19 protein-coding genes, 2 rRNA genes and 1 riboswitch are annotated in these 18,369 nt (G+C 25.4%); of the genes, 6 read left to right on the top strand and 15 right to left on the bottom strand.

Features of this window, described 5'->3' with window-relative positions:
• Positions 1 to 32 precede the first annotated feature (32 nt).
• The 4 genes from CLTHE_RS02040 to msrA all read left to right on the top strand — a co-directional run bounded on the left by CLTHE_RS02040 (position 33) and on the right by msrA (position 3,562).
• Positions 33 to 761: a lysophospholipid acyltransferase family protein gene (locus CLTHE_RS02040; protein ID WP_002596539.1), complete on the top strand. Its 729-nt coding sequence runs from the start codon at positions 33 to 35 to the stop codon at positions 759 to 761.
• 623 nt (positions 762 to 1,384) lie between these two features.
• A complete protein-coding gene (locus CLTHE_RS02035; protein WP_080021816.1) occupies positions 1,385 to 2,110 on the top strand; it encodes a tRNA 2-thiocytidine biosynthesis TtcA family protein in 726 nt (241 codons plus the stop codon).
• A 2-nt stretch (positions 2,111 to 2,112) separates the two neighbouring features.
• Positions 2,113 to 2,970, top strand: coding sequence for a DMT family transporter (locus CLTHE_RS02030; RefSeq protein ID WP_080021767.1), 858 nt, complete (start codon positions 2,113 to 2,115; stop codon positions 2,968 to 2,970).
• A 118-nt stretch (positions 2,971 to 3,088) separates the two neighbouring features.
• The gene (msrA, locus tag CLTHE_RS02025; protein ID WP_080021766.1) at positions 3,089 to 3,562 is read left to right on the top strand and encodes a peptide-methionine (S)-S-oxide reductase MsrA; all 474 of its coding nucleotides are present in this window, start codon (positions 3,089 to 3,091) and stop codon (positions 3,560 to 3,562) included.
• 27 nt (positions 3,563 to 3,589) lie between these two features.
• Here msrA and CLTHE_RS02020 read toward each other — a convergent pair whose 3' ends face one another.
• From CLTHE_RS02020 to CLTHE_RS01980, 9 genes are all read right to left on the bottom strand, one after another.
• Positions 3,590 to 4,093: a QueT transporter family protein gene (locus tag CLTHE_RS02020; RefSeq protein WP_080021765.1), complete on the bottom strand. Its 504-nt coding sequence runs from the start codon at positions 4,091 to 4,093 to the stop codon at positions 3,590 to 3,592.
• Between the two features lie 263 nt (positions 4,094 to 4,356).
• On the bottom strand, positions 4,357 to 6,471 hold the full coding sequence (locus CLTHE_RS02015) for a sigma-54-dependent transcriptional regulator (RefSeq protein ID WP_080021764.1): 2,115 nt from the start codon (positions 6,469 to 6,471) through the stop codon (positions 4,357 to 4,359).
• A 194-nt stretch (positions 6,472 to 6,665) separates the two neighbouring features.
• Complete coding sequence (locus tag CLTHE_RS02010) at positions 6,666 to 6,995, bottom strand: DUF190 domain-containing protein (RefSeq protein WP_002596533.1); 330 nt, start codon at positions 6,993 to 6,995, stop codon at positions 6,666 to 6,668.
• 31 nt (positions 6,996 to 7,026) lie between these two features.
• A complete protein-coding gene (gene crcB / locus CLTHE_RS02005; RefSeq protein WP_002596532.1) occupies positions 7,027 to 7,413 on the bottom strand; it encodes a fluoride efflux transporter CrcB in 387 nt (128 codons plus the stop codon).
• A gap of 64 nt (positions 7,414 to 7,477) precedes the next feature.
• Positions 7,478 to 7,539: riboswitch (Fluoride riboswitch) on the bottom strand.
• 85 nt (positions 7,540 to 7,624) lie between these two features.
• A complete protein-coding gene (locus CLTHE_RS02000) occupies positions 7,625 to 7,978 on the bottom strand; it encodes a coiled-coil domain-containing protein (protein WP_080021763.1) in 354 nt (117 codons plus the stop codon).
• 158 nt (positions 7,979 to 8,136) lie between these two features.
• Positions 8,137 to 9,783 (bottom strand): hydroxylamine reductase, encoded by a 1,647-nt coding sequence (gene hcp, locus CLTHE_RS01995; protein ID WP_002596530.1) that lies wholly within the window; start codon positions 9,781 to 9,783, stop codon positions 8,137 to 8,139.
• Positions 9,784 to 10,019: 236 nt separating this feature from the next.
• Positions 10,020 to 10,712, bottom strand: coding sequence for a response regulator transcription factor (locus CLTHE_RS01990; protein WP_002596529.1), 693 nt, complete (start codon positions 10,710 to 10,712; stop codon positions 10,020 to 10,022).
• Positions 10,702 to 11,922: an ATP-binding protein gene (locus CLTHE_RS01985; protein WP_080021762.1), complete on the bottom strand. Its 1,221-nt coding sequence runs from the start codon at positions 11,920 to 11,922 to the stop codon at positions 10,702 to 10,704. The genes CLTHE_RS01990 and CLTHE_RS01985 overlap by 11 nt, the downstream gene beginning before the upstream one ends.
• Before the next feature lie 61 nt (positions 11,923 to 11,983).
• A complete protein-coding gene (locus CLTHE_RS01980; RefSeq protein ID WP_080021761.1) occupies positions 11,984 to 12,661 on the bottom strand; it encodes a hypothetical protein in 678 nt (225 codons plus the stop codon).
• Positions 12,662 to 12,906: 245 nt separating this feature from the next.
• Here CLTHE_RS01980 and mltG point away from each other — a divergent pair, with 245 nt between their 5' ends.
• Entirely contained in the window at positions 12,907 to 13,917 is a 1,011-nt protein-coding gene (gene mltG, locus CLTHE_RS01975) for an endolytic transglycosylase MltG (RefSeq protein WP_080021760.1), read from the top strand.
• 205 nt (positions 13,918 to 14,122) lie between these two features.
• Here mltG and CLTHE_RS01970 read toward each other — a convergent pair whose 3' ends face one another.
• Positions 14,123 to 14,557, bottom strand: a complete 435-nt coding sequence (locus CLTHE_RS01970; protein WP_080021759.1) for a globin domain-containing protein — start codon at positions 14,555 to 14,557, stop codon at positions 14,123 to 14,125.
• A gap of 208 nt (positions 14,558 to 14,765) precedes the next feature.
• On the opposite strand from CLTHE_RS01970, the gene CLTHE_RS01965 reads away from it, so the two are divergent.
• Entirely contained in the window at positions 14,766 to 15,161 is a 396-nt protein-coding gene (locus CLTHE_RS01965) for an RrF2 family transcriptional regulator (RefSeq protein ID WP_080021758.1), read from the top strand.
• Between the two features lie 632 nt (positions 15,162 to 15,793).
• Here the strand turns inward: CLTHE_RS01965 and CLTHE_RS01960 are convergent.
• The 5 genes from CLTHE_RS01960 to CLTHE_RS01940 form a co-directional block, all read right to left on the bottom strand.
• The gene (locus CLTHE_RS01960; RefSeq protein ID WP_080021757.1) at positions 15,794 to 16,348 is read right to left on the bottom strand and encodes a biotin transporter BioY; all 555 of its coding nucleotides are present in this window, start codon (positions 16,346 to 16,348) and stop codon (positions 15,794 to 15,796) included.
• Between the two features lie 447 nt (positions 16,349 to 16,795).
• On the bottom strand, positions 16,796 to 17,071 hold the full coding sequence (locus CLTHE_RS01955; RefSeq protein WP_080021756.1) for a DUF1653 domain-containing protein: 276 nt from the start codon (positions 17,069 to 17,071) through the stop codon (positions 16,796 to 16,798).
• Positions 17,072 to 17,095: 24 nt separating this feature from the next.
• Positions 17,096 to 17,851, bottom strand: coding sequence for a YdcF family protein (locus CLTHE_RS01950; protein WP_080021755.1), 756 nt, complete (start codon positions 17,849 to 17,851; stop codon positions 17,096 to 17,098).
• Between the two features lie 226 nt (positions 17,852 to 18,077).
• Positions 18,078 to 18,194: ribosomal RNA gene (rrf, locus tag CLTHE_RS01945) — 5S ribosomal RNA — on the bottom strand.
• 50 nt (positions 18,195 to 18,244) lie between these two features.
• A 23S ribosomal RNA gene (locus tag CLTHE_RS01940) occupies positions 18,245 to 18,369 on the bottom strand; the annotation flags it as partial.

Raw genomic sequence — 18,369 nt, 5'->3', positions numbered from 1 at the left:
ATTATGTTTTTTAAATTTTAGGAGGGAAACTTATGCTTAGAACCATAATATTTTATCCTTGTGTTGTTATGACATTGGTTCTTTCTTTTATACCATCTTTCAGATATAGATTTGTAGATTCGAAACCTAGTAATAAAAAATTTAATTTAAGCGTATATAGGATTTCTTCTGCATGGGCTAGACTTATGATGAGATTAAGTGGCGCAAGAATAACTGTAACTGGCGAAGAATACTTAAAAGAAGGTGAAACTTATTTATTTGTTTCTAATCATCAAAGTAATTTTGATATTCCATTATTACTTAGTGCTATTCGCTGCCCAAAAGGATTCATAGCTAAAAAAGAATTAGGAAATATACCTATTCTTACTTTTTGGATGAAAAAAATACATTGTGTTTTTATGGATAGAGATAATATAAGAAAATCAGCAGAAGCTATTGTTAAAGGAATTCAAATTCTTAAAGCTGGACATTCTATGGTTATATTTCCAGAAGGAACTAGAAGTAAAGGTGGCCCAGTAAAAGAATTCAAAGCTGGTAGCTTTAAATTAGCTTTAAAATCAAAAGTTAAAATAATTCCTGTTACTATTGATGGGTCATATAAACTTCTTGATGCAAATGGAGGTAAAATTAAAGCTGCTGATGTAGCTGTAACTCTTCATGAGCCAATAGATGTTACAACTCTTTCAAAAGAAGAAATTGCTGATTTACACAATACTGTTAGAGATATAGTAGTATCTGATTTACCAGAAAATCAAAGATAAGAAAATTTAAAATTTGAATAATTTAAAATCCTAAGTATTTAGCTACTTAGGATTTTTCATTTTTTATTTATTTTTATAAAAGTCAAAGAAAGTCTATATCAGTTTAAAAGTATATTAATATGATTTTTATGTAATTTTTTATTATTTTTTTAAATTTTTTCCTAATATTATTTATATTCTTTTTTTAGTACTAAATCCCTCCATATTTTTAATTATTATTAACTTTATTTACTCTTTCTCTCCCTTTTATAATTATTTATTCTTTATATTATTTTCTATAAAAAAATAGAAAACTTTTATTGCCTTCTACTTTTTCATTTTATATTTCTCTTATTGAATTTCACTGCTTATCTTTCTATTTATCAAGATTTTTTGCCTTTAATATAATTTCTAATATATTTTTGCTCTTTACATTATCTTCTTTTGCAAATATATATTTTCTTAATGCATTCTAATGTTTATTAGTTTATACTAAGTACTTTTAATGTATTAAAATATATCTTTTTAATATGAAAATATATGCTAATTCAATTATTAACATATCTTTCAATTCATTTTCTTTACCATATGTTATAAAATATATAAAGCGACTATTTTTAAGAAAGGAGATTAATTTTATGACTATGCAAAAACTTTTAAGTAAAACTAGGCAAGCAATTAATGACTTTAATTTAATTGAAAATGGAGATAAAATAGCTGTTGGCTTATCTGGTGGTAAAGATAGTCTTACTTTATTACATATTTTAAAAAATTATCAAAAGTTTTCACCTGAAAAGTTTGAGTTAATCGCTATTACTCTAAATCCAGGTAATGTTGATAATTCTCCTCTTCATAAGCTTTGTAAAGAAATTGATGTAGAATTTCACGAAGTTCAAACAAATATATCAGAAATAGTTTTTGACATCCGTAAAGAAAAGAATCCATGCTCACTCTGTGCAAATTTAAGGCGTGGAGCATTAAATGATAATGCGAGAAAATTAGGGTGTAATAAAGTTGCTTTAGGCCATCATAAGGATGATGCTATTGAAACATTAGCTATGTCTATGTTCTATGAAGGAAGAATAAATTGTTTTTCACCAAAAAGCTATATGGATAAGTATGAACTTTCTTTAATTAGACCAATGGTTTATATAGAAGAATATATGATAAAACGTGCAGTACGTGAATATAATTATCCTGTAATAACTAATCCATGTCCTGCTGATGGTAAAACAAATAGACAAGATATGAAAGAACTTATTAAAAATCTAAATAAGCAAATGCCCGGATTTAAAAAGAATTTATTTGGATGTTTAACTAATTCATCACAACTTTTTATTTGGGATAAAGAAACTGTTAGGAGAATGTAATAATGCAAATTAACAACAAGAAAAAAGCTATAATCTTCATGATTTTAGCATCTTTTTTCTTCACTACTATGAATATGTTTGGTAAGCTTTCAGAGGGGATGAATCCTTATCAAAAAACATTTATAACAAATTTCGTTGCAACTATAATTGTATGCATAATAATCAAACGTAAAAATGCTTCATTTTTCGGAAAATCTGAAAACAGAAAATATTTATTAATTAGGGGAATTGCAGGTACAATTTCTATCTGTGCTTTTTATTTTTCTCTTGAATATTTATTTTTATCTGATGCTACTATGTTAAATCAATTAAGTCCGTTTTTTACAATAATATTCTCATTCCTAATATTAAAAGAAAAATTAACTAAAAAACAATTAATTTGTTTATTAGTTGCTTTTATAGGTTGTATTTTTATTGTTAGACCTCAATTTAATTCATCTATACTGCCTGCTCTAATGGGAATATTTGCAGCTGCTACAGCTGGACTAGCATATACTATGATAAGAGTTATTGGAGATAAAGAAAATTTCTTTACAGTTATCCTTTCTTTTAGTGGAATAGCTACTATTTCCTGTTTTCCATCCTTATTTGCTGATAAAAGTGGATTAACACTTTTTAATATTTCAGTAATGGCTGTTGCTGGACTTAGTTTTATGTTAGGTCAAATATTTTTAACTTTAGCTTATAGAAATGCTCCAGCTTCAGAAATATCTATGTATTCATATATTGGACTTATAATTGCCGCTATTTATGGCTTACTTATTTTTTATGAAATTCCTGATATATATTCTGTTATTGGATATGTAATTATTATATTTGCATCTTTTGTAAATATTTTATCTAAAAAAAGAAAAATTTAAAAATTTTATAACATTTTTATGATTGATGTAATCTATATATATTATTATAATAATTAGATAAATATTAAATTATAATTTGGTTATACTAACGAATAAATCTGTATAGGAGAGTTATATTATGAAAGAAATTGTTTTAGCTGGCGGATGCTTTTGGGGTGTAGAAGAATTTATGTCTAGACTTGACGGTGTCATTTCTACAGAGGTTGGATATGCAAATGGTAGAACTGAAAACCCATCATATGAGGATATTTGCACAAAAGATACTGGATATGCTGAAGTATGCAAAGTTACTTTTAATGAAGATATTATTTCTCTAAGAGAACTTTTAATAGAATTCTGGGGAATTATCAATCCAACTGTTCTAAACAGACAAGGAAATGATATAGGATCACAATATCGTACTGGTATTTATTATACTAAAGAAAGTGATATTGATACTATAATTTTAACCAGAGATAACGAACAAGAAATATATACAAAACCTATAGTCACTGAAATTAAACCACTTATTTCTTATTATAAAGCCGAAGAATATCATCAGCATTATCTTAAGAAAAATCCAAATGGTTATTGTCATATAGAACTTAATTAAAAAGAGCTGCTTAAAAGCAGCTCTTTTTTATAATAATTTTCTTATTCTATCTTTTAATTTATATGCTAGGATAACTCCTAAAATTGATACTACTAAAAATTCCCCACAAGCAACTTCTATTCCTGCTATAATCATTGCATGTATAGTTTTAGTTTCTGTTCCAAATTCAATCAGCATCCATCCTATTATTGCTCCATTAAAAATAACTGGCCATAAAGATGAAATAAATAACTTTATCTTTTCACTTTGTATTTTTAACTTACTAGTTTGATAAATCATTATAACACTAATTAAAGTTGCAAATGAACCTATAATTGCATCTACAAATGTTGATCCAAGTATATTGGCTATAAAACATCCAAGTGTCAATCCAATAATATAAAATGGATCAAAATAAGCTAATAAAACCATTACTTCTGACACTCTAGCTTGTATAGGACCAAAACTAATTGGTGCTAATAATAATGTCCCCACAGCATAAATTGCAGCTATCAAAGCTGAATACACTATTCTTTTTGTTTTGTTATTCATTAAAAAATTCCCCCTATTGAGAGATTGAACTTCTTAACTGCCTCCAAAATAAAGATAATATAAATATTATCTATTGATTTTGTGGTCTAAAAATCAATAAAAAGGTAGAGGGACTCTACGCATAATAATCTAAATTATAAATTACATGCCTTAGTTTTATTTAACGACAGGAGGCTTTCGAACTGTCAATCTATTTATTTTATTTCCAAGCTATATTGTATTTTAAAAAATCAATAAAAGCAAGAAATAATACTCTCCAAAACTTAATTTTTTTCATCACCATAAGAATAGTATCCTTTAAAAGATTTTAAATAATCATATAATCTATCTACATTCATTTCATTAGCCTCAGATTGTCTAACTGCTTCTAAAACAGTAGGAGTTGAAACCATTCCTAGAGATTTTATTTTTACTCCTGTTTCTTCTGAAAGTATTTTCCCAAACTTAACTAATGAACCCATATCAACTAAAAGTATTACGCCTCTTCCATTATCTACTTTTTCTACTTTTTCTTTTGCAATATTTATTATCTCTCTAGGCTTAACATCAAAAGGTATATCTATAGCTTCTATATTATTGCAATCAAATAAGTTTAAAGCTACTTCTACCATACTACTAGCTGTACTATTTCCATTAGCCATCACAAGTATTCCTATTTTACCTTTTTTATTTTTTTCCTCAACTGAGGTTAAAATTAATGTTATATATAAAACTTCTTCTTCAGGCATTCTTACACCAAATCTTTTTTCTACTTCTTTACAAACATATTTTGCTATTTCATATTCTTTTGGTGCTTTTAATGTCATATCCAAAACATTTTCGTGTGTTTCTTCATAATCAATATTATTTATCCTATTAAATAACACTGCTAAATGTAAGCTTAATGCATATAAAATTCTATCATTATATTCTCTATCTAATTTTTTCTCTGCATATTTTTTTATCTCTTCTGAAAATCTTATAATTTTTGCATCTACTATCTTATATAAATTATATTTAGAATACTTGTCATTTTTAAATTTATCATAAAGGCATTTAACGTGAACATTTATATCTGCAGTTATAAATTTCTTTATCTCATCACTGTCCATTCCTTCATTTTTTAAAATTATTACTTCATCACTAATTATTTTATATAAATTTAATTGTTTTTCATCATTCTCTAAACTAACATAATTTTTATTTGGATATACTAAAACTTCTGTTGGTAATAATTTTGTTAATCTATCATTTTCTTCTTGCCTTGCATTAATAGTTATAAGCCCTTCTTTTATATTGCTTGGCATCATGCTAAGATTTATACTTATTACTCCATCTTCATTAATGCTATTTAAAAACCCTTTTGCACATAATACTTGTATATTTGATTTTAATTGTGCTATATTCCCAAAACTAGTTATTCCTATAAGAGCTTTTATAGCTTCTGCTGTTATTTTTATAGGTTTGTTTATTTTAAGTGTTTCATTTTGTAATAGCCCTTTTATTATTTTTAATTTATCATCTATATCTCTATCAGAAAAATTTGGAATAAAAATATTTGATTGAATTCTTTCTAAAAAAGGTTTTATTAAATTCGAATCTTTAGATTCATTAGTTGATCCAATTATCAAAACATTAGCATTTCTATCGCCTTCTGTTTCTCCAAATCTATTGAACTTCCCTTTATCCATAAAATAAAATAGCATTTCTTTTCCTTCAGGAGGTAATTTATGTATTTCATCTAAAAATAAAATTCCTCCATCAGCCTTTTCTAAAGCTCCAACTCTATCTTTATCTGCTCCTGCAAAAGATCTTTTTATATGCCCAAACAGCTGAGATAACAATAATTGAGGATCATTATAATAATCTGCACAATTAAGAACTATAAAAGGAGATTCATCTGTAAATTTACCTTTATACTTACCATATTCATACATTTTATTTGCAAATAGTGTTTTTCCAACACCAGTTTCTCCAATTATTAAAGTATGAAGACTCTTTGGTAAATGTAGTATTGATTCTTTTGCTTTCTCTATTTGATTCTTTAATGTTGTTTCAGCACCTATTAAATATTCAAAAGGGTCATTATCTATATTATTTTTTTTACTACTCATCATATTAAATACATCTTCTAAATTTAATGAAATTTCATTTATAGATGTACCTAGCATTTCTTCTAATCTATTCTTATCAAAATATTTTTCAGGATTACCATTAAAACGTACTATTTTACCTTTACTCAAAAGCTCTTCAAGTTCTTTATTTACATTATTTCTTAAAATTTTTAATGCTTCAGATATCTCAATAACATCAATTCCTTTTCTGCTTTTTAAGTCATCTTTTGTGTACTCGTTACTTCTTTGCTTTATATAATTATAAATTTTATCTATTCGTTTCATATTCTCCCCTTAATAAAAATAAGATTTTTTATTTTTATTTTGATTTTAAATCTTTTAATACTAAAATTTCAATTTAATTATTATGCTTTCCAGTTTATTAACAATAAATTAATATTTATTTTCTTTTAAAAAAAGAACTCTCATAAAAAACTAAATAGTTTCTTATGAAAGCTCTTCTTATAATTTACTAAATTTTATTCAAAAGATATCATCTTTACATTGTCTACAATAACAATTTTACCTGATGTTATCATTTTTGAAAGTTTTTCTATAACCTCATCTACTTTTTCATTTTTTACTGCAACTTCTATTACTATTGGTAAATTTCTTGATAGAACTTCTAAAAAATCTTCATGTATTTTTTTCTCTTCTCCAAAGCCTTCAATTCCACGTATAACTGTTGCACCTGAAACTTCACACTTTTCAAGGACTTCTATTATTGATTTATACAGTAGCTCATGCCCATATTTATCACTACCTTCAATAAATATTTTAATTAGTTTCCCTGTATATTCAGTTTCCATTACAAAACCCTCCTAAAAACTTTATAGAATTTTATACTACAAGTCTTGCAATTGCCATACCAACTACAACACCTATTAAGCTTAGACCTAGGTTTAATCCTATGTTTACTACTCCAAGCCCAATTTCTCCTCCATTTAGCATTCCTATTGTTTCATAAGAGAATGTTGAGAAAGTTGTAAGTCCTCCCATCATTCCTGTAGTTAAGAATAATTTAGTATTTGGTGATACTAAGCTTGTGTCTAAACTTAATTTCATAACAAATCCTATAATTATTGCTCCTAATATGTTTGCTATTAATGTCCCATATGGGAAATGTGCTCCAAATGCTCTTGTAGCACCTAGAGAAATTATGTACCTAAAAGCGGCTCCTATGAAACCTCCGCATCCAACTAATAATATGAATGTTAATTTTTGCATATGTCTTCACCTCATTATTATTTTATGTAATAAAAAAAAGCCAATACCCCCATAGAAATATAAAAGTTCTACAGGAGTCATCAGCTTTGAAAGCGGTTAAAGGCCAACTCCATGACCTATAAAATTCATTTATTACTATATTCATTATAGTATATAGATATTATTTTTTTCAATAAATAAATTGTTAATTAATAACTATAGTTATTAATTTTTAATTATCATACTTATCTCTTTCAATATCTTGAAGCTTTTCATATAATGCATTTTCTTCTTCTTCTATTTTAAGTTTTGCTTTAGTAATTTTATCTTCATAGCCACTAATTTCATTTATAGAATCAATTATAAAATTATCTTCCATTTTATTTTGATTTCTATATTCATCTAAAAAGGCTTTTCCAACTTTTTCATGTACTTTTCTTATGCTAACTCTTGCTTCCTCTATTTCTTTATTTAATGAGTTTATTTTTAGTTTAGAATCTGCTTTAGCTGTTAATGTTTTAGAAGTTGTAGCTACAGTTTTACTAGCATCTTCAGCTAAATCTTTCATTTTATCAAAAAAATTCATATATAAAACTCCTTTAATTTTAAATTAATATTTTTGTATATTATACAATATTTTCTATAAATGTTCACTATTATATTAACTAATCTATTTATTAAATTTATTTAAATTAATATAAATAAAAACCTTACTAGCTAAGCTAGTAAGGTTTAAAATTTATATTATGATAAGAAAAGTTTCATATCATCTTCAACAGTTCCGATTCCTGCAATTCCGAAATTATCAACTAAAACTTTAGCTACATTTGGTGAAAGGAATGCTGGAAGTGTTGGTCCTAAGTGGATGTTTTTAACTCCTAAGTGTAATAATGATAATAATACTATTACAGCTTTTTGTTCATACCAAGCTATGTTATATGAAATTGGAAGTTCATTTACACTATTTAATCCAAATACTTCTTGTAATTTTAATGCTATTACAACTAATGAATATGAGTCATTACATTGTCCTGCATCTAAAACTCTTGGAATTCCACCAATATCTCCAAGATTTAATTTGTTATATTTGTATTTTGCACATCCTGCTGTTAATATAACTGTATCTTGTGGTAATTTTTCAGCAAATTCTCTATAGTAATCTCTTGATTTAGCTCTTCCGTCACATCCTGCCATAACGAAGAATCTTCTTATTGCTCCAGATTTAACTGCTTCTACAACTTTATCAGCTAAAGCAATAACTTGATTATGTGCAAATCCACCAATAATTTCACCTTTTTCGATTTCTGTTGGTGCTTCACATTTTTTAGCTAATTCTATTATTTCTGAGAAATCTTTAGTTCCATCTTCTTTAGCTTCTATATGAGTACATCCTTCATATCCAACTGCTCCAGTTGTGAATATTCTTCCTCTGTATGAATCTTTAACTGGTGTAATACAGTTTGTAGTCATTAATATTGGACCATTGAATGTAGCGAATTCTTTATCTTGTAACCACCAAGCATTTCCATAGTTACCTGCAAAGTGATCATATTTTTTGAATGCTGGGTAATATTGACCTGCTAACATTTCACCGTGAGTATAAACATCTACTCCAGTTCCTTTAGTTTGTTCAAGTAACATTTCTAAATCTCTTAAGTCATGTCCTGAAATTAATATTCCTGGATTTTTTCTAACTCCGATATCAACTTTAGTTATTTCAGGATGTCCATAGCTTTCTGTATTAGCTTTGTCTAATAAAGCCATTCCATCTACACCATATTTACCAGTTTCTAAAGCTAATGCTGTTAATTCATCTGCAGTTAAAGCATCATCTAAAGTTTTAACTAAAGCTTCTGCCATAAATGCGTGAATATTATCATCATCAAAACCTAAGTTCATAGCATGTTTCATGTATGCTGACATACCTTTTAATCCATAAACTATAAGTTCTCTTAAACTTCTTATATCTTCATTTTCTGTTGATAAAACACCAACTTCATTTGCTTTATTTAAGAATTCTTCTGAAGTAGATCCAATCCAAGTTGCACATCCTTTTAAGTCTGCTCCTACTGGATTTCCACCTTTAGCTGAAACTTCTTCTTTTAATTCTTCTCTTAAAGATAAAGTTTCTTTAACTCTAGCTTCAATAGCTTTAAAATCAAAGTTAGCATTTGTTATTGTTATAAATAAGTTTTCTACTATGTATTTATCTACTACTTTACTAACTACTCCTACTTTTCTTCCTTCTACAGCTACAGTTGCAAGTCCTTTTGTAACATAAACTAATAAATCTTGTATTTTAGCTACATCTTCAGTTTTTCCACAAACTCCTCTTACTGTACAGCCTTTACATCCTGCTGTTTCTTGACATTGAAAACAAAACATTCCCATCTTAAAATTCCTCCTATGTATGTAAAACTTTCGTGTTTTTTTTATTTAACTTATGCTCTTAGTATACCCCCTATTAAGCTTCTCTTCTGTAACATAAGTTACATTTATGATATTTATATTATTTTTATTATTAAAATTTTATTAACTATAGCTTTTTTATGTTTTTAAATAAATAAAAAGAGATATCACTCTATAATAATTTTTAGTGATATCTTTTTTAAAATTAAATATTCATTTTATATACTATTAAATCTATACCCAGTTCCCCATATAGTTTCTATATATTCTGGATCAGATGAATCTTTTTCTATTTTCTTTCTAAGCTTTTGAATATGAACTGCAATAGTTGCTGTATCACCATAATAATTCTCATCCCAAATATTTTCTAAAAGCTGTTCTTTTGTAAAAACTATATTTGGATTTGAAGCTAAAAATACTAAAAGCTCATATTCTTTTGTTGTTAAAACTATTTCTTTACCTCCAAGATAGACTTTATGAGAATCTCTATGGATTTCAAGAGCCTTTATACTTATAATTTCATGATTTACTCTCTTGCCCATAAGTCTTTCATATCTAAATATATGTGATTTAACTCTTGCAACTAATTCATTTGGACTAAAAGGTTTAGTTAAATAATCATCTGCTCCATATCCAAGTCCTTTTATTTTATCAATATCCTCTACTTTAGCTGAAACTATTATTATTGGAATTTCAAATTGTTTTCTAACTTCCTTAACTATCTCAAATCCACTTTTATTAGGAAGCATTAAATCTATAACTATTAAATCATAAACTCCTAACATAGCTTTTTTAAGTCCAACTGCGCCATCAGTTACTACTTCAGTTGAGTATCCATTTACCTCTAAATAATCTTTTTCTAGCTCTGCTATATTTAAATCATCTTCTATTATTAATATTTTACTCCCCATTATTTTTGTCCTCCTTAAATATAGGTAATCTTATAGTAAAGTTTGTTCCTATATTAACCTCACTACTTACATATATCTCTCCTTTATGTGCATCTACTATTTCTTTAGTTATTGCAAGTCCAAGTCCCGTACTATTTATATCTTTTGTTCTTTCTTTATCTACTCTATAAAATCTTTGGAATATTTTATCAACTTTATCTTTTTCTATACCAAACCCATTATCTTCTATAACTATAAATATACTATCTTTATCTTTATAAAGCATCATTTCAATTTTTAAATTTTCTTTGTCTAATCCATATTTAATTGCATTATCTAAAATATTTCGTATTGATCTATATAATCTTTTGCCATCTATATTAACAAAAGTTTCAGTATCTATACTTTCCTCATAACTAAATTTAATCTCTTTCTCATCTAATATAAAACTAAATTCTTCAACTATATCATTTAAATATAATTTTATATTTGTTTTTTCAAATTTAAAATCTAGCTTTTGCATATCTAGCTTAGAAAATAAGAATAAATCGTCAATTAATCTATTCATATACTCTGCATTACTTTTTATTACCTTTAAATAATTGTCTACATTATCTTTTGAAACAACATTTTCTAAAAGTCCTTCTACATATCCATTTATGCAAGTTATAGGAGTCTTTAAATCATGAGACACATTTGCTAAAAGAGCTTTTCTATTCTCTTCATATTCCTTTTTTATCTTCTCTCCCTCTTCTAACTTCGAAGCCATTTTATTAAATTCTCTAGTTAAAATTCCAATTTCATTTTTCGTATCTGTTTCTAATCTAACAGTATAATCTCCATCTGCAATTTTTCTTACTCCTGATTGAAGCTTTTCCATTGGCTTTACAAATCTTTTTTCCATTCTGGATATCATATAAACTATTGTTCCTTCATTTATTATTAGAACTAATATTATAAGCCATGTTGCCAGTTTAAATCCAATTACTTTTAATAAAAATAATATAATAACTATACTTACTATAAGAGTTATCTTCCTAAATATTTTCATATATTTATGTAAAAAGAATAACTCATTCAATTTTCTATCAACCATTTCTTTATGAAATTCTCTATGATGTATATTATGTTTTCTATGATGTCCATAATTTTTTTGATGATGCATGCGATGTTCCCTATGTCTTTTTTCTATTTCTATAATTATATCTTTTTTCGTAAAATTATGTTTCAAAATAATCTCCTTTCAAAATATAAAATTAGGCTATACCAAAAGATATAGCCTAAAAATCATATTAATAATTTAAATCTGCTTTAAATTCTACTTTTTTATCCCCTTCAGATTTTACTTCAACACTCTTGATTGTAAAATCTTTATCTATAATTAATCTTAATACCGCTTTCTCAGATTCGCAACTTAAAATTTCTTTGAAGATTGCATGTTTGATTTTAAACACTTCTTTTAACTCTTCACATTTTCCATCTTCCATATGATGATGATGTCCATGATGTTCGTGATTTTTGTGGAATTCTTTCATCTTTTCCTTTTTCTTTTTAATAATGTCCTTTATATCTAAAGTTATAACTTTTAAATCTCCTTCTTCTGAAAGTTCCATATCATTTAAAGTTTTAAATAAGAATTCTAATTTTTCAAATTTATTTCCACATCTTCCATGACCATGCATATGTCCATTTCCTCTTCCACAATGATGTCCACCATGTCTATGTCCTTCATGTAATTTTTCAAAATCAAACTCTTTTACTATATCTTTTTCAGCTTTAACCTCTTCTGTATTTACATTTAATTTAGCATCTATTTTCATTTTTTTGTTTTTTATATCTTTCTCAAAATTATTTGTTATATTAGCAAATTCTCCTTTTTCTGAAGTTCCTACTAAATTTACTGTTCCTGAAATTTTTTCTTTTTCTTTCATAGCCTTTGACATTTTATATAATACTTCTAATTTATTCATTTCACTACCTCCTAAGCTTTCGCTTTTGTTTATGAGGTAATTATATTCTCTCCTTATAAAAATCAAATAATATAATTATAAAAATTTTATAAAATTATATAAAATTTGCTTAAAAAATTTTCCACTATATATAAGAATCAATTATTTTAAAAATATGTAATTATTGTTAATTATAACTCTATTAAGGTTAACATTGTTAAAATTAATGTATAATTAAGTTAAAATCTAAATTGGAGGTTGTTATTTTGAAAAAGAAAAAATTAATTATCGGAATAATTATAACCATTGTAGTAATTATTATTATAGCTGTTTCTGCTTTCTTCCTTATAATACCTTCTGTTAAACCATTTAATACAGACAAACCTAATGTTAGTTTTGTAATAAACACAAAAGAAAACTTTAATGATGTTTTAAATGACTTATCAGAAAAAAATATTATAAAAGATAAAAATCTTATTGAAATGTATACTAGTGTTACTGGTAAACCTAGTTTAATGCCAGGACAATATACTATTAATTCAAAAGTAACTGTAAAACAATTTTTAAATATATTAAAGGATCAAAAAACTATAACTGTTGTAATTCCTGAAGGATACACTGTAAATCAAATAGCAGGAATATTTGATAAAATTGGTATGTTCAGCAAACAAGATTTTATAAATGCAGTAAATAATTATAAATTACCAGAGTTTATAAAACCAGTTCAAGGAAGAAAATATCAACTTGAAGGATATTTATTCCCAACTACTTACGCTTTCAAAAAAGGTGAATCAGTTAATACAGTTATAGAAACTATGATTAATACTTTTGTTGCTGAATTAGATGCATCTATAAAAGAAACAGGTGTTAAAATTACTCCAGCTCAAATTAATGAAACTGTTACTAAAGCATCTATAATAGAAAAAGAAGCTAAAACTCCTGAACAAATGAAAAATGTTTCTTCAGTTATAGATAATAGATTAAAAGCTAATATGCCATTACAAATGGATGATACAGTTTTATATTCAATGGATAAACTTGGTGAAAATGTAACTAAAGTTTATGATAAAGATTTAAAAACACAATCACCATATAATACTTATTTAAATAAAGGATTACCAATTGGACCAATTTGTAACCCTGGAAAACAAGCAATAGAAGCTGCATTAAAGCCTAATAACACAAAATATTTATATTATATCTTAACTAGTAATCATAGCTTCTTTACTGATAATTTCAAAGATTTTACAGCAGAAAAAAATAAAGTTATCAATTAATGAAAAGTGTCACAAAATTATTGAAGAATTTTGTGACACTTTTTATATACAATAATTCTAATAAAAATAAAAAGCCTAGAATATTAATTATCTAGACTTTTTTATGCACTTATTTTATACACCTATTTTATACATTTATTATGTACTTATTTTTTATTATTTATTGAGAAAAATTTTATTTTATTATGTGGGAATTATTTAAAAATTATTTTGCTTCATACATTTTATTTTCTGCATTTATAAAAATTTTAGCAATTTCTTCATAAGCTTGTCCCCAAGCTTCTATTATTTCATCTGTAGCTGAATCTCCTAATACAGTTTTTATTGCTCTTAATAAACATTCTCCTACTATTGGATAATGCTCAGCTTTAACTTTAGCATCAACATGTATTTTTCCTATTCTTTCAACAGCTGGAGCTAAAACTTCTAAATTATCTATGTTTTGTGCTGCTGCAAGAACAGTCATAGCTAAAGCTTTTGGTTGCTCTCCTGATTTTTGTTTGCTCATATCAAACATATTTTTTACTTCAGGGTAACGTTTAAACATATCCTTATAAAATTCAGTTGTTATTTCAACTCCATGTTCCTTTAAAACTGGAACTGTACTTTTTACTATATCTTTTGTTTTTTGATCTAACATAATTCTATCTCCTATATTTCTATTTATTCTAAGTTTTTAATAAATCATATTAATTAATAATTATTTTCTAAAATAATATTATCATATTTTTTTAAAATGTGCAAATAAAATACTCTTTTAAATTTTACCATATCAATTCTATTTCTTTTTCCACAAAAACTCTTATAATAGTTATATAACTTTATATTAATTTAAGGAGGCAAATAATATGCAACTATCTAAATTTAGTGACTATGCTCTTAGATCATTAATGTTTCTTGCTTTAAATAATGAAAAACTTTGTAATATAGAAGAAATGGCAACTAACCTTGAAATATCTGAACATCACCTAAAAAAAATTATTAATAAATTAGCTAAGACAGATTATATAATTTCTATAAAAGGTAGAAATGGCGGGGTAAAACTTGGTAAATCCCCATCTGAAATAAACTTAGGAGATATTTTAAAAATAACAGAAGAAAATTTAAATATAGTTCAATGTTTTAAAAATAATGATTGTTGTCCTTATTTTTCAGAAAACTGTAAATTGAAAGGAATAATAAATAGTTCATTATCTCACTTTTTTGATGAATTCTCTAAATATACTTTAGCTGATATAATATAATATAATTTAATATTAATTACTTTAATATTTTTAAATTATAATTTAAAAGGGCTGTAAAAATATTTGTAATAAAACAAGTATTTCTACAGCCTTTTTAATTAATTATATTATTTAAATAAATTACTTTTTTATTTTTATCTTTTTTATATTATTACCAAAAGTAATTAATAAACTTCTCGTTATAATCTCATTAGTTACAAAAATTAAATGATAAGCTTTTTCTCTATTCCTTAATTGCATTTAATATTTCTCCATATTAAAAGTCTTGCATTTACTTTTAAATTTATAAATATAAAATTTCTATTATACTAGGAACCTCTTCTCTTAATACTTCTTTTATCATCTGTTATTACTGCAAACAAATTAATTGGAACTGCTTTTATATACATTTCTATTAGCTCAAAACATTTCAATTAAGAACAATAAACTCAATTTTCCAGAGAACCATCTCATCTTCCAATTAATAATCACACATAAATTAATATTATTATCACAAAATTTTCTCTTATATCATTTGCTACTAAAAACAATTCACCAAATCTGAATTATATAAATTTAAATCTTCTTATTTATTTCTTTTCCAATTAGACCTTTATTTTTTATCAACTTTTTCATTATTATTCCTAGTCTATTTAGACATAACCTAATTTTTTAAGTCTTGGTACTACTCTGATTCCAACTAATGATATTATCAAAGTTAATAATAAATCACTAGGAAGAAAATCTATCATTCCAACCATAACAGCTTTCCAAGGACTCATAGCCTGCCCAAGATATCCATTATAAATGAAATACATATATATAACTCCAAAAAAATAAATAATCATAAGTCCCATGAATCCAGCAAAATAAATTTTTAAAGCACTAAGCTCTTTCATTCTTTCTGTTATTCTTCCAATAGCATATGCTCCAAAAATAAATCCTATTAAATATCCAAAAGTAGGTTGAACAACATATCCAATTCCTCCACCTTGAGTAAATACAGGAAATCCAATTAATCCAACCCCAATATAAAGTACTTGAGCCAATGCACCTTTTTTTGCTCCCAATAATATTGCTCCTAAAGCACAGAAAAAATATTGTAAAGTGAATGGTACTATTGGTAATGGTATTCTTATAAATGCTCCTATTGCAGTAAGTGCCGCAAAAATTGAAATTAAAACTAAATCTCTAGTTTTCAAACTCATAAACTTTTCTCCTTATTTTTCTTCAAAATAAAATTCATATATTAAATATTATTTTTTTATATCTTATTTAAATGAATTTTTAATACTTAATTTAAATAAAAAATATATTCATAATAAAAATTATAAAGTTTTCTATACTAGTAATATCTAATAACTGTTATATAAAAATAACTATAATAGTTTGATAATCAAAATATATTAAAATATTATATTGTTTTTTTTTATTTGTCAACTATTAAAATATAAATAGTTGACAATAAAAAGTTTTTTCTTTTTAGCTAAATATAAATAAATATTATATATATAAATGTATATTATATCTATTTTTAATTTATTATTTTAATCACATGAATATATATTATATTAAATATTGGTTCTTATATTTTTAACATAAAAATAAGCCGTCTAAAAATTAAAGACAGCTTATTTTATCTTGTAAATTTTAAATTACTCAATTATAGAATTTTTTATATTATCTATATCTATTTCATTTATTAATTGAAATCTATATTTTTGATTACAGTTTGGATATTTAATTTTATCTACCTCACTTAAAAACATTTCTTTAGGTCTTACAAACAATCCAAACTCTCCATATAAAGCTTTATATAAAACTAATTCTTCCATTGTTTCACTATGTTTAACTATATCTACTACAAGATATAATTTTCCTTTAAAATGTTTTACTACTTTTCCTTTTAAATCTTCAATGTTTCTATTCATAAAAATATCCTCTCTTCATTGACATTATCTATCTAAAATTAATGATTTTATAAAAGCAAAAAACTCCCTAAAATACATATTAGGAATTAAATACCACTCAGTACTAGTTGTATATAATTCAACATTTTCATATCCATTCCTTTTAGCTAACATATTACTTCTCATAGCATGAAAATCAGTTGTTATTATTGTTGTTGTTATATTTTTACCTACATCATAATTAAGATTATTTTTAATCACTTCTTTTGAAAATCTTAAATTTTCACTTGTACTAGTAGATTTATCCTCTTTTATTATTCTATCAGAAGAAATTCCTTTATCAATTAAATAATTTTTCATTGCCTCAGCTTCAGTAATATCCTCGCCTGGACCTTGCCCTCCACTTACAATTATTTTTCCATTATAATCTGTTTTATTCACATATTCAATAGTAGAATCCAATCTATATCTTAATGTCAAACTTGGAATAGATCCTCTAAGTCCTGCTCCTAAAACAATTATAACATTTGATTTTTCCAAACTTTTTTTTGGATACATTATTATCATAGTTTCAAAAATAATAAAAATAGAAATACATGCAACAATTAATCCCCTAATAAATTTTATATGTTTTTTTATAAAATCTACATTTAATATTTTATTATAGAAAACTGATATTACTATTGCAATTAATCCTAAAATTAAAAATACCTCACTAAAATAAATTCTTCCACCTAATATATTAATAACTATAAAATAAATAACAGCTAATACTCCTATACAACTCCATAAATATCTCATAACTTACCCCCTCACATACAAATAATACCATATATTTATTTTAATAAGAAGCATATTGTTATTATTCAATCTCTAATCTAAAAATTTTATCTGTTGATTTATTTAGTAACTATAAAATAAATCAAATCTATTATTTAAAATAAAATCATTATTAACTAAATTTAATTATATTTATTTTAAATAAAAAAAGCCAGTAGATAAATCTACTGACTCTTCCTGAGTTCTCACTTGGCAACTTCCTACTCTCCCACACAGTCTCCCATGCAGTACCATCGGCGTTATAGAGCTTAACTTTCCTGTTCGGAATGGGAAGGAGTGTACCCTCTATGCCATCATCACCAAATTATCAGATGTTCTCTGAAAATTGCACATCAAATTCTGTTGATATTTTTATTGGTCAAGCCCTCGATCTATTAGTATTAGTCAGCTGAACATGTTACCATGCTTACACCCCTAACCTATCAACCTTGTGTTCTTCAAGGGATCTTACTAGCTTACGCTATGGGAAATCTAATCTT

The organism is Clostridium thermobutyricum DSM 4928, from assembly GCF_002050515.1.
Classification (GTDB): Bacteria; Bacillota; Clostridia; order Clostridiales; family Clostridiaceae; genus Clostridium; species Clostridium thermobutyricum.
The sequence above is the reverse complement of the archived record's forward strand: the minus strand, read 5'-3'. Positions and strand labels throughout refer to the sequence as shown.